The organism is Streptomyces sp. NPDC046887 (genome assembly GCF_040644755.1).
Lineage (GTDB): Bacteria > Actinomycetota > Actinomycetes > Streptomycetales > Streptomycetaceae > Streptomyces > Streptomyces lichenis.
Window position 1 is genome coordinate 181,274 of record NZ_JBEYXH010000004.1, and the last position, 13,404, is coordinate 194,677.

General features: G+C 73.3%; 12 protein-coding genes. 4 read left to right on the plus strand and 8 right to left on the minus strand.

Going from position 1 to position 13,404, the window contains the following annotated elements:
- Positions 1 to 77: 77 nt before the first annotated feature.
- From ABZ945_RS06810 to ABZ945_RS06830, 5 genes are read right to left on the minus strand one after another with little or no spacing between them, the layout of a single operon-like run.
- Positions 78 to 650: a GAF domain-containing protein gene (locus ABZ945_RS06810; RefSeq protein WP_248633676.1), complete on the minus strand. Its 573-nt coding sequence runs from the start codon at positions 648 to 650 to the stop codon at positions 78 to 80.
- The gene (locus ABZ945_RS06815; protein ID WP_361265026.1) at positions 647 to 1,324 is read right to left on the minus strand and encodes an ATP/GTP-binding protein; all 678 of its coding nucleotides are present in this window, start codon (positions 1,322 to 1,324) and stop codon (positions 647 to 649) included. The genes ABZ945_RS06810 and ABZ945_RS06815 overlap by 4 nt, the downstream gene beginning before the upstream one ends.
- Positions 1,302 to 1,673 carry a DUF742 domain-containing protein gene (locus tag ABZ945_RS06820; protein ID WP_361265029.1) on the minus strand — a complete coding sequence of 124 codons (372 nt, stop codon included), beginning with the start codon at positions 1,671 to 1,673 and terminating at the stop codon, positions 1,302 to 1,304. The genes ABZ945_RS06815 and ABZ945_RS06820 overlap by 23 nt, the downstream gene beginning before the upstream one ends.
- A 2-nt stretch (positions 1,674 to 1,675) precedes the next feature.
- The gene (locus ABZ945_RS06825; RefSeq protein WP_361265032.1) at positions 1,676 to 2,110 is read right to left on the minus strand and encodes a roadblock/LC7 domain-containing protein; all 435 of its coding nucleotides are present in this window, start codon (positions 2,108 to 2,110) and stop codon (positions 1,676 to 1,678) included.
- Positions 2,111 to 2,117: 7 nt separating this feature from the next.
- On the minus strand, positions 2,118 to 4,091 hold the full coding sequence (locus ABZ945_RS06830; protein ID WP_361265034.1) for an ATP-binding protein: 1,974 nt from the start codon (positions 4,089 to 4,091) through the stop codon (positions 2,118 to 2,120).
- 545 nt (positions 4,092 to 4,636) lie between these two features.
- Between ABZ945_RS06830 and ABZ945_RS06835 the strand changes: the two genes are divergently transcribed.
- Positions 4,637 to 6,346 (plus strand): allantoin permease, encoded by a 1,710-nt coding sequence (locus ABZ945_RS06835; RefSeq protein ID WP_361265037.1) that lies wholly within the window; start codon positions 4,637 to 4,639, stop codon positions 6,344 to 6,346.
- Positions 6,347 to 6,441: 95 nt separating this feature from the next.
- Positions 6,442 to 6,705, plus strand: a complete 264-nt coding sequence (locus tag ABZ945_RS06840; RefSeq protein ID WP_361265040.1) for a GlsB/YeaQ/YmgE family stress response membrane protein — start codon at positions 6,442 to 6,444, stop codon at positions 6,703 to 6,705.
- A 94-nt stretch (positions 6,706 to 6,799) separates the two neighbouring features.
- Here ABZ945_RS06840 and ABZ945_RS06845 read toward each other — a convergent pair whose 3' ends face one another.
- Positions 6,800 to 9,181 carry a phosphoketolase family protein gene (locus ABZ945_RS06845; protein ID WP_361265043.1) on the minus strand — a complete coding sequence of 794 codons (2,382 nt, stop codon included), beginning with the start codon at positions 9,179 to 9,181 and terminating at the stop codon, positions 6,800 to 6,802.
- Positions 9,182 to 9,574: 393 nt separating this feature from the next.
- Here ABZ945_RS06845 and ABZ945_RS06850 point away from each other — a divergent pair, with 393 nt between their 5' ends.
- Together ABZ945_RS06850 and ABZ945_RS06855 are read left to right on the plus strand one after the other, a co-directional pair.
- On the plus strand, positions 9,575 to 9,910 hold the full coding sequence (locus ABZ945_RS06850; protein WP_361265046.1) for an STAS domain-containing protein: 336 nt from the start codon (positions 9,575 to 9,577) through the stop codon (positions 9,908 to 9,910).
- Between the two features lie 125 nt (positions 9,911 to 10,035).
- On the plus strand, positions 10,036 to 10,611 hold the full coding sequence (locus ABZ945_RS06855) for a pyridoxamine 5'-phosphate oxidase family protein (RefSeq protein ID WP_361265049.1): 576 nt from the start codon (positions 10,036 to 10,038) through the stop codon (positions 10,609 to 10,611).
- Positions 10,612 to 10,626: 15 nt separating this feature from the next.
- On the opposite strand, the gene ABZ945_RS06860 is transcribed toward ABZ945_RS06855, so the two are convergent.
- Together ABZ945_RS06860 and ABZ945_RS06865 are read right to left on the minus strand one after the other, a co-directional pair.
- Positions 10,627 to 12,315: a GAF domain-containing sensor histidine kinase gene (locus ABZ945_RS06860; RefSeq protein WP_361265285.1), complete on the minus strand. Its 1,689-nt coding sequence runs from the start codon at positions 12,313 to 12,315 to the stop codon at positions 10,627 to 10,629.
- Between the two features lie 274 nt (positions 12,316 to 12,589).
- Complete coding sequence (locus ABZ945_RS06865; RefSeq protein ID WP_361265052.1) at positions 12,590 to 13,369, minus strand: response regulator transcription factor; 780 nt, start codon at positions 13,367 to 13,369, stop codon at positions 12,590 to 12,592.
- Positions 13,370 to 13,404: the final 35 nt, after the last annotated feature.

The following is a 13,404-nucleotide window of genomic DNA, read 5'->3' on the forward strand; positions in this document are numbered from 1 at the left end:
CCCTCCCATGCCGACTCACGCATGCGCCCGGCCCGGGAGACCCGGGGCCGGGCGGAGGGACAGCGGGGCGGGCGCGGCTACCGGGTGCCGTCCTCCCTGCGGTGGATCTGCTCGACCAGTTCGGCCGCCAGGGACTTGATCGTCTCCAGTCCGGCCCGGCCCCAGGGGCGGGGCTCGGTGTCGACCACGCAGATGGTGCCGAGCGCGGTGCCGGTGCGGTCGATCAGCGGCGCGCCCAGATAGGAGCGGATGCCGATCTCGTCCACCACGGGGTTGCCGGCGAACCGCGGGTAGTCGCAGACGTCCTCCAGCACCAGCGCCTTGCGGCGTACCACCACATGCGGGCAGTAGCCGTGGTCGCGGTCCATGAACCGGCCCACCGCCCCGCTGGCGGCGGTCGTGGCGTCCAGGTCGCCGGCGGTGCGCAGCCCGGTCGGGGTGTGCAGCCCGGCGAAGAACTGCCGGTTCTCGTCGATGAAGTTGACCATCGAGTACGGCGCCCCGGTCACCTGCGCGAGCCGTTCGGCGAAGGCGTCGAAGGCCGGGTCGGGGCGGTCGCCCAGCCCCAGTTCGCGCAGCCGGCGCACGCGCTGCGGGGCCTCCGGATCGGCGGGGGTGAGCAGCAGATGGCCGGTCGGGTCGTATGTCATGTCGGTGCTCCGTAGGTCGGCGCCGGGGCGGGGGCCGGGTTGGTGTCCAGCAGGTGCTGGACGAGGGTGACCAGGGTCTGGACTCCGGAACTGGCGATCCGGGCGTCGCACAGCACCACCGGCACCTCGGGCCGGAGGTCGATCGCGTCGCGTACCTCTTCGGGGTCGTAGTGGTAGGAGCCGTCGAACTCGTTGACCGCCACGACGAACCGGATGCCGCGCCGCTCGAAGAAGTCCACCGCCGAGAAGGAGGCCTCCAGCCGGCGGGTGTCGGCGAGCACCACGGCCCCGAGGGCGCCCTCGGACAGCTCGTCCCACATGAACCAGAAGCGCTCCTGGCCGGGGGTGCCGAAGAGGTACAGGATGTGGCGGTCGTCCAGGCCGATGCGGCCGAAGTCAAGGGCGACGGTGGTGGTCGTCTTGCGTTCGACGCCCTCCAGGCTGTCGGTGGCGGCGCTCACCGTGGTGAGCACCTCCTCGGTGCTCAGCGGCTCGATCTCGCTCACCGCGCCGACGAAGGTGGTCTTCCCGACACCGAACCCTCCCGCGATCAGGATCTTCAGGGCGTGGGGGAAGGGGTCGGGCGCCGCCCCGGGTGACGCGTCCGGAGCCCGGCCGAAACCACCGTCAAGGCCGTCGTCAAGGGTGTGGTCACAGGCGTCGTCGTAGGCCATCGAGCACTGCCTCCAGCAGGGAGCGGTCGGTGGGACCGTCGTGGCACCGGGGGGCGCGGGCGGCCAGCGCCCCGCAGTCCACGAGGTCGGAGAGCAGCACCTTGGTGACGACCGCCGGGAGCCGTAAGTGCGCGGCGACCTCGGCCACCGAGGTGGGTCCGGCGCACAGCCCGAGGGCCATGCAGTGCTCGGGGCCGAGGTGCGGCTGCGGGGCCGACCCGGTGGCGATGACCTGGGAGAGCAGGTCGAGGGCCGCCGTGGGCCGGGTGCGGCCGCCGCTGACGGTGTAGGGCCGGATCAGCCGGCCCGCCGCGTCGTCGAGCCAGGGCGCGTCGTGTCGGCGTCGCACGGTCAGCGCCTCGTGCCGCCGGGTGCCGCCGCCGGGTGTCTGGCCGGGGTGACCAGATAGGGCCGGACGCTCTTGACCAGCATGGTCATCTCGTAGCCGAGGACCGCGGCGTCGGCCTCCCGGCCGGCGAGTACGGCCAGACAGGTGCCGGAGCCGGCGGTGGAGACGAACAGCAGGGTGGTGTCGAGTTCCACCACCACCTGGCGGACCTCGTCGCCGTCACCGAACCGGATGCCGGCGCTCCGGCCGAGCGAGTACAGCCCGGAGGCGAGGGCGGCCATATGGTCGGCGCGGTCGGGGTCCAGCCCGTGCACCGCCTTCACCAGTCCGTCGGAGGAGAGCAGTACGGCGCTCCGGGTGTGCGGCACGCGCTGGATGAGACCGCTGAGCAGCCAGTCCAGGTCCGGTGAGTGGCCGTTCGGCGCATCGCTCGCCATGGTGCATCTACTCCTTGTGGGCGTCGTGGGGCTGGGGCGGGTGGGGGGCGGGGTGCGGGACGGCGACGCCGTACGGCGGGGTGCCGTGGGCCGGGAGGTCGTACGGCACCGTTCCGGGCGGGGCGGCCGGGGTCTCCCGTACCCCGGGCATGGACTCGGCCAGTCCGATGCCGCGCCGGAAGGCGGCCATCAGCTCGGGGTCGTGCAGGGCCTGCTCGTCCTGGGCGTGGGACCGGGGGGCGGGGGCGTCCCTGAGCTCCGGGACGAGGTGCTCCTGGGCCCGGCGGCGGGGCAGCCGGGGGCGCTCCGCGGTCTCCACGAGGCCGCCGCTTTCGTAGCCGTTCTCGTAGCGGTTCTCGTGGCCGTACCCGTCGGTGGGCCGCCCGGGCGGAGCCGACCGGGGGCCGGACGGCGGCGGTACGGAGAGGGCGGGCGGCGGTACGGGGACGGGTGCCGGTTCGCGGCCGGTGTCGGCTGCCGCGGTCACCGCCGGGTAGGGCACGGGTACGGCGGGTGGGCGGCCGGGCGGTTCGGCGGCGGGACTGTCGGCCGGGGGTACCGGGGCGTCGCTGCCCGGCACGGGGGCCGGCACCGCCACCGGCGCCTGGGTGGGCGCGGGCACCGGGGGGCGGAGGGGTTCGGCGGAGGCGGCCGCCTGGTCATAGCCGAGGGCGGCCCGCTCGTAGCCGAGGGCCGTGTCGCCCGCTTCGGCCAGGGCCGGCCGGCGGTCGTCGGCGTCCTCGGCCGGTTCGTCGCCGAGGAGTTCCTGCGGCAGGACCAGCACGGCCTGGACGCCGCCGTAGATGTTGGACTGGAGCCGGACCGCGATGCCGTGCCGGCGGGCCAGCGCCGAGACCACGTACAGCCCGATCCGGCCGTCCTGGAGCAGATGGCCGACGTTGACCTGGTCGGGGTCGGTGAGCAGGGCGTTCATCCGGTGCTGCTCGATCGGCGGCATGCCCAGGCCGCGGTCCTCCACCTCGACGGCGAGCCCGGCGGTGACATGGGTGGCGCGCAGCAGCACCGGGGTGCCGGGCGCGGAGAACACCGTGGCGTTCTCGACCAGTTCGGCGAGCAGGTGGATGACGTCGGCGACGGCGTGGCCGCGCAGGGTGCCGTCGATCGGCGGGACCAGCTTGACCCGGGGGTAGTGCTCGACCTCGGCGATGGAGGAGCGCAGCACCTCGGTCATGGTGACCGGGTTGGACCACTGGCGGCGGGAGATGGCACCGCCGAGCACCGCGAGGTTCTCGGCGTGGCGGCGGATCCGGGTGGCCAGGTGGTCGATGTGGAACAGGCCCTTGAGCAGCTCGGGGTCCTCGACCTCGTTCTCCAGCTCGTCCAGGAGCTGGATCTCGCGGTGGACGAGGGACTGGAGGCGCCGGGCGAGGTTGACGAAGACCTCGACCTTCTGCTCGTTGCCCACGCTGCTGGAGAGCCGGGAGGCCTGGACGACGGCGGTGGCGGCCGCCTCGTGGGCCCGGGTCAGCTCGTACGCCAGCATGCCGAACTCGTCCGACTGGGCCGTCGGCTGGATGGCGGGCTGGCGGGCGGGGGGCTTCTCGCCGCGCCGCAGCTGCTCCACCAGGGAGCGCAGGTCGTTCTGCGCGCGGCCGGTGGCGAGCCGCAGGGCGTCGCAGCGGTCGCGGACGGAGGCGGCGGCCCGGTTGGCGGCGAGCACGGCGAGGCCGACGGCGCCGACGGTGAGCGCCGTGAAGCCGACGAGCAGGGCCCAGAGTCCGGCGGACGGGTGGGCTCCGGTGGTGCGGAGGGTGACCAGCACCACGGCGGTGGCGCCCAGGGCGACCGCGACGACGGGCAGTCCGGCGGCGCGCAGCAGCCGGAGGCGTATACGGGTGTCCGGGGTGGTCGACGGGGTGCGCGGCCGGCCGGGGTGGGGCAGGGAACGGGTGCCTGGCCGGCCGTGCCGCCCGCCCTCACGGCGGTCCGGTCGCGCGGCGGGGGCGCGAAGGTGAGACATCGACGTCCTTGGTACGGGGTCCTGGGTGCGGGCACGGGCGGGGAGCGGACGGGCGTTCGACGGCGTGCGCGGGCATGCGGAATGGCACACCGGTGCGCGGACCGTTGATCACCGGGCACTCACGGTAGTCAGCAAGAAGCCGGTCGCGGTGCGCAGTTGGGAAAGTTGCCCACCCGGCTTCCCGCTCTGGTATGAGGGCTCGCACGGCCGAGCGATATCCGGAGGACGGATGATCGGCAGCTGCGGCCCACCCGCGCGGGCCCCGTCGCGGTGAGGTTCCGGTGACGGGCCGTTCAAACGGGCGGGACCCGCCGGTAACACGGGCTGCCTAGCCTGTCCGGCCAGGGACGGGGGTCGCGCCCCCCACCGTGCCGTATGGCGCGCCCCCGCCGGGGTGGGCGCCCGCGGCCCGGCGCCGCACCCCCGCCCCCGCTCGCCCGTGCTGCCGACGACGCCACACGGGCCGGTCCGCGCGGGCACGGCAGGCCGATGCCCGGCGCGTACCGCACCCGCAGCCCGCACACCGCACCCCGAAGGGGGCCGGCATGAGCACCACCGAGTCGCAGCCGACCGAGGCGGACCGCGTCCCCGAGGCGGCCGGGTCGCCGTCCACCGCCCCACCGTCTCCGCCTCCGCCGGACGCGGCCGGCGACCAGGCGGTGCGGGAGACCCTGGAGGACTACACCCTCCGTTTCGCGCCCCGGAGTTACCGCCGCTGGACGCCGATGGTGGTGGCGACCACCGCGCTCGGCGGGATCGCCTATATGGCGGACTTCTCCATCGGCGCCGGGATCGCGCTGGCGCACGGCAGCGGCAACGCCCTGGTGGCGATCGCCGTGGCGGCGGTGGTCATCTTCGTGACCGGCTTCCCGCTCGCGTACTACAGCGCCCGGTACAACATCGACCTGGACCTGATCACCCGCGGCTCGGGGTTCGGCTACTACGGCTCGGTGCTGACCAGCGTGATCTTCGCCAGCTTCACCTTCATCTTCTTCGCCCTGGAGGGCTCGATCATGGCCCAGGGGCTGCTGATCGGCTTCGGGCTGCCGCTCTGGCTGGGCTATCTGGTCTCCACGCTGATGGTGATCCCGCTGGTGATCTACGGGATGAAGGCGTTGAGCAAGCTCCAGGTGTGGACCACACCCGTCTGGCTGCTGCTGATGGTCGGTCCGCTGGTGTACCTGGTGGCCGCCGACCCGGGCACGGTGGACGCCTTCCTGTCCTACGCGGGCACCGACGGCGAGGGGGCCGTGGACACCGCCTCGGTGCTGCTGGGCGCCGGGGTGTGCCTCTCCCTGATCGCGCAGATCGGCGAGCAGATCGACTATCTGCGCTTCATGCCGCCGAAGACCGCGGCCAACCGGCGCTCCTGGTGGACCGCGGTGGTGATGGCGGGCCCCGGCTGGGTGGTGCTCGGCGCGCTGAAGCAGGCCATCGGGGTCTTCCTCGCCGTCTATCTGCTCTCCCAGGCCGGACCGGTGGCGGCGACCGAGCCGATCCGGCAGTTCCAGGCCGCCTTCGACGCGATGATGCCGTCCTGGCTGGTGATCCCGCTGGCGGTGGTGCTGGTGGTGATCAGCCAGATCAAGATCAATGTCACCAACGCCTACTCCGGCTCGCTGGCCTGGACGAACTCCTTCACTCGCGTCACCAAGCGCTATCCGGGCCGGATGGTGTTCGTCCTGGTCAACCTGGGCTTCGCGCTGATCCTGATGGAGGCCGATATGTTCAGCTTCCTCAACACGATTCTGGGCTTCTACTCGAACACCGCGATCGCCTGGGTGGTCACCGTGGCCACCGACATCATGGTCAACAAGTACCTGCTGGGGCTGTCCCCGAAGCAGCCCGAGTTCCGCCGGGGCATGCTGTACGCGGTCAACCCGGTGGGCGTGGTCGCCTTCACCGCCTCCTCCGGGCTGTCGATCGCCCTGTACTTCGGGCTGTTCGGCGACACGCTCCAGCCGTACTCCCCGGTGGCCGCGGTCGTCCTGGCCTTCGCCCTCACCCCGCTGATGGCGCTCGCCACCCGGGGCCGCTACTACCTGCGGCGCACCGGGGACGGCATCGCCGAGCCGCTGCTCGACGCGGAGGGCAACCCCAGCGGGACGGTGTACGACTGCCATGTCTGCCGCCGCCCGTACGAGCGGCCGGATGTGGCGGCCTGCCAGACGCACGATGCGGTGGTCTGCTCGCTCTGCCTGAGCACGGACGCGGTCGGCGACCATGTACTGCCGCCGCCTTTTACAAAACTGTAGAAGCGGAGGCGTGTGCCGGTGTCGGCGCGGGGCATCCGTCAGCTGTTCGAAACTACCGCCGCTCGCCGGCGGGTGCCTTTGTGGAGGGAAGCGGGATGGAGATCTCGGGAATCATCAGCGCCATCGTGATCGGCATCGTCATCGGTGTGCTGGGCCGGCTGGTGCTGCCGGGCCGCCAGCGCATCGGCGTGCTGTGGACGATCGGCGTCGGCATCCTCGCGGCCCTCGTGGGCACGGCCATCGCCGCCGCGCTGGGCGTGGCCGACAGCGACGGGATCGACTGGATCGAGCTGCTGATCCAGATCGGGCTGGCCGCCGTGGGCGTGGCCGCGCTGGAACGGCTCAAGGGCCGCCGCTGAAGCCCCCGGCCGTACTTTTCGCCCTCCCGCCGGCCGCCGCCCCGGAGTTCCCGGGTGCGGCGGCCGGCGGTCGTGTCGTACGGGCGCCCGGCCGTCAGCTCGGCCAGCTCCAGGCGGCGACCTCCGGCAGATCGGTGCCGTGCGCGCGGATCCAGTCATGGTGGCGGGTGCGGACGTCCTCCATCCGCTGGCGCACCACGGCCGCCCGGACCGCGAGCCCGGGCACCCGGTCGATCACGTCCATCACCAGCCGGTACCGGTCCAGGTCGTTGCGGACCACCATGTCGAAGGGCGTGGTGGTGGTCCCCATCTCCTTGTAGCCCCGGACATGCAGATTGCCGTGGCCCCGGCGGCGGTAGGCGAGCCGGTGGATCAGCCAGGGGTAGCCGTGGTACGCGAGGATCACCGGCTTCTCGGGCGGGAACAGCGCGTCGTACTCGGCGTCCTTCATCCCGTGCGGGTGCTCCTCGTGCGGCATCAACCGGGCCAGGTCCACGATATTGACCACCCGGACCGCCAGTTCGGGCAGCTCGGTGCGGAGCAGCGAGGCGGCGGCCAGCACCTCCAGGGTGGGCACATCGCCCGCGCACGCCAGCACCACATCGGGCACGTCGCCGGTGCGCTCGGTCCCGGCCCAGTCCCAGATGCCGACCCCGCGCGCGCAGTGCGCCCGGGCCTCGTCCAGGCCCAGCCAGTCGAAGGCGGCGTTCTTCCCGGCGACGATGACGTTGACGTGCTCCCGGCTGCGCAGCGCGTGGTCGGCCACCGACAGCAGGGTGTTGGCGTCCGGCGGCAGATAGACCCGTACGACATCGGGGCTCTTGTTGAGGACATGGTCGATGAAGCCGGGATCCTGGTGCGAGAAGCCGTTGTGGTCCTGTCGCCAGACATGCGAGGTGAGCAGGTAGTTGAGCGAGGCGATCGGGGCGCGCCAGGGCAGTGTGCGGGAGGTCTTCAGCCATTTGATGTGCTGGTTGACCATGGAGTCCACGATGTGCACAAAGGCCTCGTAGCAGGAGAACAGCCCGTGCCGGCCGGTCAGGAGGTAGCCCTCCAGCCAGCCCTGGCACAGGTGCTCGGACAGCACCTCCATCACCCGGCCGTGCCGGTCCAGGTCCTCGTCGGTGGGCAGGATCTCCTCGCCCCAGACCTTGGCGGTGGCCCCGTAGACGGCCTGGAGCCGGTTGGAGGCCGTCTCGTCCGGGCCGACCAGCCGGAAGTCCCGGCGGTCGGCGGTGTCCGCCATGATCTGCTCGATCAGGTCGCCGAGCACCTCGGTGGGCTGGTGGCGGCTCGCCCCGGGCTTGTCCACCCGGACCGCGAAGCGCTCCAGCGGCGCCAGGGGCAGGGCGCGCAGCAGCACCCCGCCGTTGGCGTGCGGGGTGGCGCCCAGCCGGCGTGAGCCGTCCGGAACGCAGGCGAGGACCCGCGACCGGGGGCGGCCGTCCTCGTCGAACAGCTCCTCGGGGCGGTAGGAGCGCAGCCACTCCTCCAGCTGCGCCAGATGGCCTGGATCGTCCCGGACGCCGGGCAGCGGCACCTGGTGGGCGCGCCAGGTGTTCTCCACCGGCTTGCCGTCCACCTCGGCGGGACCGGTCCAGCCCTTGGGGGTGCGCAGGACGATCACCGGCCAGCGCGCCCGTTCGGTGGCGCCCTGCTCCCGCGCCGCGCGCTGGATCTCCCCGATCCGGTCCAGGGCCCGGTCCAGCGCGGCGGCCATCGCCTGGTGCACCTCGGCCGGCCGGTCGCCCGAGACATGGAGCGGCTCATGGCCGTAGCCGCGCAGCAGTTGGTCCAGTTCGTCCTGCGGCAGCCGGGCGAGGACGGTGGGGTTGGCGATCTTGTAGCCGTTGAGGTGCAGGATCGGCAGCACGGCGCCGTCATTGACGGGGTCGAGGAACTTGTTGGCGTGCCAGGACCCGGCCAGCGGCCCGGTCTCCGCCTCCCCGTCGCCGATGACGCAGGCGACCAGCAGCTCCGGGTTGTCCAGCGCGGCGCCGTAGGCGTGGGCCAGGGAGTAGCCGAGCTCCCCGCCCTCGTGGATGGAGCCGGGCGTCTCGGGGGCCACATGGCTCGGTACGCCACCGGGGAACGAGAACTGCCGGAACAGCGCCTCCATCCCGGGCGCGTCCCGGCTGACGTCCGGATAGGCCTCGCTGTAGCTGCCCTCCAGCCAGGAGTTGGCCAGTACGGCGGGTCCGCCGTGCCCGGGCCCCCAGACGCAGAGCGCGTCCAGATCGCGGGCCTTGATCACCCGGTTGAGGTGGGTGTGGACCAGGTTGAGGCCGGGGGACGTGCCCCAGTGGCCGAGCAGCCGCGGCTTGATGTGCTCCGGCCGCAGCGGTTCGCGGAGCAGCGGGTTGGCCATCAGGTAGATCTGCCCCACCGCGAGGTAGTTGGCGGCGCGCCAGTGCGCGTCCAGGGCGTCGGCCTCCTCCGGCGCCAGCGTGGTGCGGGCCGGTGCGTCGTCGCTCATGCGGTTCTCCGTTCCGGGTCGAACACGGTGAGTATCCGCCGCCGCGCGGGGGTCCGCACGGTGGCCGCCGCTCGTGGGTGGTCGCCCGCGAGGCCCCTGCGGCGGGTGGTCCCGCAGGGCGGGATGGCGCCGGGCGGGTTCCCGTCCGGCCGCCTCGCACGCCGTCTGAGGGCCGTACGACCGGATCGCGCCGCCCGGGGCGTACGAGCGGGTCGCGCGGCGTTGGGTCCGGAGGGCGGGGACGGCGAAGGTCGGGACCTTCGGCCCTCGGCGGGAGCCCGGGGGTCCTGTCGCCGGGCGGCGGGGAGGTGGTGGTCTGGCGGTGGCGGGGAGGCAGGCCGCCCGTGCTCCTTCCTCCCCGCCACCTCGCACCGCCCTCGGAAAGGCCAGCGCATGACCACCACCCCGATTTCCCTGACGGTTATCTCCCGCGGCAACGGGACGACGGCGCTCGCCCTGAGCGGGGAGCTCGACCTCGACACCTCCGCCCGCATCGAACCGGAGCTCGCGCTGGTCGCCAGACAGACCGACGAACGGCTGCTGCTCGACCTGTCCGGGGTGACCTTCTGCGACACCTCGGGGGCCGAGCTGTTCCTCCGGCTGCGCAGGCGCCGGGCGGGCGAGGGCGACAGCCGCGGCGAGCTGCGCCTCTGCCGCGTGCCCAAGCAGACGGGCAGAGTCTTCCGGATCCTCGGCGTGGACCAGGCCATCCCCTGCTCGTTCGGTTAGCCCGCCCACCAGGCGCATCGGCCATGAAGGAGCCGGAAGTGTACGGAGTGTACGGAACGAACGGGACCCGCTCCCCCGGCGGAGCAAGGGGTACGGCGCCGAGCCGATGGCCCTGCCCCCGGCGTATGCACCCGACGCGGGCCGAGGCGATAGAGCTGCTGGCCGGGGTCACCCTGGGGCGCCTGGTCTGCACCCGTGACGCCCTGCCCGCGGTGCTGGTCGGCCACCATGTGGTGGTCGACGACGAGATCCTCGTACGGCTGTACGACCGGGCGGCCGCCGCCTCGCTCACGGCCTCGGCCGAGGGCCCGGGCACCGTCGTCGCCTACCAGGCGGACCTGGTCGACCCGGTGACCCGGGTGGGCTGGAGCATCGTGGTGACCGGATACGCCCAGGGGTGCGCCACCCCGGCTACGGGCCATGGCTCGCTGCCGTACCCCTCGCCGGCGTCCGACGAGTATCTGCTGCGGATCCGTCCCGGCATCGTGACCGGCTCCCGGCTGGAGGAGGAGCCGGCCTCCTCGGTACCGGCCTTCTCCGTACCCGTACCGGCCTCCTCGGTACCGGCCGGGGCACCCATCCACGTACCGGACGGCGAAGCCGCGGCACCGGCGCCGGCACCGCAGGACCCCACGGCGGCCCCGAGGAGCTGCGGGTCCGCCCGCGGAGCCGGGACGCTCTGCTCCCCGTCCTGCCGCTGAGGGCCGGGCCCCGGCTCAGTGCCGGTCGCGGGTGAGCGGGGCGCGCCAGACCAGGCGGCTCCCGCCGTCGGGGCCCTGGTCCACCTCGAACGCCCCGCCCGCGGCGCCCGCCCGCTCCTGGAGGTTCCGCAACCCGCTGCGGCGCCCCTGCGCGGGGATACCGCAGCCGTCGTCCACCACGGTGAGCACGACCTCGTCGGTGGTGGCCCGCAGGCCGACCTCCAGCCGGGTGGCGTGCGCGTGCCGGGCCGCGTTGCTCAGCGCCTCGGTGAGCACCGCCATCACATGGCCCGCGATAGGGCCCGGCACATCGGTGTCGAGCAGCCCCTCCATGCTCAGCCGGGGCGGGAAGCCCAGCGCGGTGCCGGCCTCGCCGACCGCACGGGCCACCTGGGCGCGCAGACTGGGCCCGGTGTCGTCGTCCCGGGCCCGCAGCCCGAAGATGGTCGATCGGATGATCCTGATGGTCTCGTCCAGGTCGCCGACCGCCCGCTCGACCCGTTCGGCCGCGCCGGGGTGGTCCACCAGCCGGGCCGCGCTCTGCAGGGTCATCCCGGTCGCGAACAGCCGCTGGATGGCGAGGTCGTGCAGATCACGGGCGATCCGGTCGCGGTCCTCCAGCAGGGCGATCTGCTCGGCGTCGTCCCGGCGCTCGGCGAGTTCCATGGCGAGGGCCGCCTGCCCGGCGAAGCCGAGCAGCGGGTCCAGCTCCCCCACCGTGAACACCGGTTCGCCCTCCGGCCGGGCCAGCAGCAGCACCCCCCGGGTGTCCTCGGCGCCGGTGCCCAGCGGGACCGCGACCGCGGGTCCCAGTCCCCCCGCGAACTGCCGGGGCCCGGCCGGGAAGCGGCGGTCGTCGGCGACGGTCATGGTGGTGACCGGCTTGCCCGCCCGGTAGGCGGCCCCGGACAGGGTGCCCTCCACCGGGATGACCAGGCCCCGCCTCGCCTCCTCCTCCCCTCCTAGCGCCAGCTCGACCACCAACTCGTCGGTGCCGGGCATGGGCACCGACACATCGGCGAGCCGGGTCCCGGTGATCTCCTTGGCCCGGCGGGCGATCAACTCCAGGACCTTCAGCCGCGGACTGCCGGAGAGCAGACTGCTGGTGATCTCCGCGCTGGCCTGCAACCACCGCTGCTGGCGCTGCGAACTCTCGTAGAGCCGGGCGTTGTCGATCGCCACCCCGGCGGCCACCGAGAGCGTGGAGATCACCGAGACGTCCTCGGCGTCGAAGTCCAGCCCGCCCCGCTTGTCGGTGAGGTAGAGGTTGCCGAAGATCTCGTCGCGGACCAGGATCGGCACCCCGAGGAAGGTCCGCATCGGCGGGTGGTGCGCCGGGAAGCCGTATGAGGCGGGGTGCTCGCCCAACTCCCGCAGCCGCAGCGGCTCCGGGTTGCGGATGATCTCCCCGAGCAGCCCGTGGCCGGCCGGGAGCTGGCCGATCCGCGCGATCCCGGCCTCGTCGAGCCCGGTGGTCAGGAACCGCGAGAGGCTGCGGCCGTCCGGCCCGATGACGCCCAGCGCCCCGTACCGCGCGTCCACCAGCAGCGCGGCGGCCTCCACGATGCGCCGCAGCACCTGCGCCAGGTCCAGCTCCCGGCCGACCGACACCACGGCCTCCAGCAGGCTGTGCACCCGGTCCCGGGTGCCGCGGGCGGCGTTGATACGGGCCTGCAGCTCCTCCAGCAGCTCGTCCAGCCGCATCCCGGGCATCCGGGACCACGGCTCCTCCACGCCCACTGAATCTTCCTCCCGCGGCCGGCCCTCCAGGTACGGGCAGCAGCGTAGCGGTGTCATGACCCTCCGTCAGATCCACCGCCGATTCCGCCTCCGGATCCCCCTGGCGGATCCACTGCCGGATCCACCGCCGGATCCACCGCCGGATCCCCTGACGGATCCACTGCCCGATCCACCGCGAGGTCCGCTGAACGGGTCCGCTGAACGGGTCCGTTCGGCAGCCGCCGTCCCGCCCCGTGCCCTATCCCGGACGGCCGTGCCGCGCCGGGCGGCCGCCTCCACCCGGCCGGACCGGCTGCCCGGGCCCGGGCAGTTGGGCGGCCAGTACGGCGGCCTGCACCCGGCGCTCCACCCCGAGCTTGGCCAGCAGCCGGGAGATGTTGTTCTTGACCGTCTTCTCCGCGAGGTAGAGGCGCTCACCGATCTCGCGGTTGGTCAGCCCTTCACCCACCAGGGTGAGGATCTCCCGCTCCCGGCCGGTGAGCGTCGAGAGCCCCGGCGGCCCCTCCTCAGGCCGCTCGCCGCCCCGCAGCCGGGCCATCACCCGTGCGGTGGCGCCGGGGTCGAGCAGGGACTGCCCGGAGGCGACCCGGCGCACCGCGGCGACCAGGTCGGTGCCGGTGATCTGCTTCAGCACATAGCCGGACGCGCCCGCCATGATGGCGTCCAGCAGTGCCTCCTCGTCATCGAAGGAGGTCAGCATCAGACAGGCCAGCTCCGGCATCCGCGAGCGCAGTTCACGGCAGACGCCCACCCCGTCCCCGTCCGGCAGCCGCACATCGAGGACGGCCACCTCGGGCCGGAGGGCGGGCACCCGGGCGAGGGCCTGCGCGGCCGTGCCCGCCTGCCCGACCACGGTCAGATCGGGCTCGCCGTCGAGCAGGTCGTGCACCCCGCGACGCACCACCTCGTGATCGTCCAGCAGGAACACCCTGATCGGCCCGCGCCCACGATCCCCGTCGCCGGATCCCGTACGTACGTGCGCTCCGGTGTCCAGATCGGCGTCGGCGTCTCGCGTCATCAAGGTGCTCCGTGGTCCCTGGTGGGCTCCGCGGT

Bases quoted from the DNA above. Each gene is read 5' to 3' on its own strand.
- ABZ945_RS06840 (WP_361265040.1), top strand. From the start codon at position 6,442: ATGGAGATCTCGGGAATCATCAGCGCCATCGTGATCGGCATCGTCATC.
- ABZ945_RS06855 (WP_361265049.1), top strand. From the start codon at position 10,036: ATGCACCCGACGCGGGCCGAGGCGATAGAGCTGCTGGCCGGGGTCACC.
- ABZ945_RS06845 (WP_361265043.1), bottom strand. From the start codon at position 9,181: ATGAGCGACGACGCACCGGCCCGCACCACGCTGGCGCCGGAGGAGGCC.
- ABZ945_RS06830 (WP_361265034.1), bottom strand. From the start codon at position 4,091: ATGTCTCACCTTCGCGCCCCCGCCGCGCGACCGGACCGCCGTGAGGGC.
- ABZ945_RS06860 (WP_361265285.1), bottom strand. From the start codon at position 12,315: ATGCGGCTGGACGAGCTGCTGGAGGAGCTGCAGGCCCGTATCAACGCC.
- ABZ945_RS06835 (WP_361265037.1), top strand. From the start codon at position 4,637: ATGAGCACCACCGAGTCGCAGCCGACCGAGGCGGACCGCGTCCCCGAG.
- ABZ945_RS06810 (WP_248633676.1), bottom strand. From the start codon at position 650: ATGACATACGACCCGACCGGCCATCTGCTGCTCACCCCCGCCGATCCG.
- ABZ945_RS06825 (WP_361265032.1), bottom strand. From the start codon at position 2,110: ATGGCGAGCGATGCGCCGAACGGCCACTCACCGGACCTGGACTGGCTG.
- ABZ945_RS06850 (WP_361265046.1), top strand. From the start codon at position 9,575: ATGACCACCACCCCGATTTCCCTGACGGTTATCTCCCGCGGCAACGGG.
- ABZ945_RS06815 (WP_361265026.1), bottom strand. From the start codon at position 1,324: ATGGCCTACGACGACGCCTGTGACCACACCCTTGACGACGGCCTTGAC.
- ABZ945_RS06865 (WP_361265052.1), bottom strand. From the start codon at position 13,369: ATGACGCGAGACGCCGACGCCGATCTGGACACCGGAGCGCACGTACGT.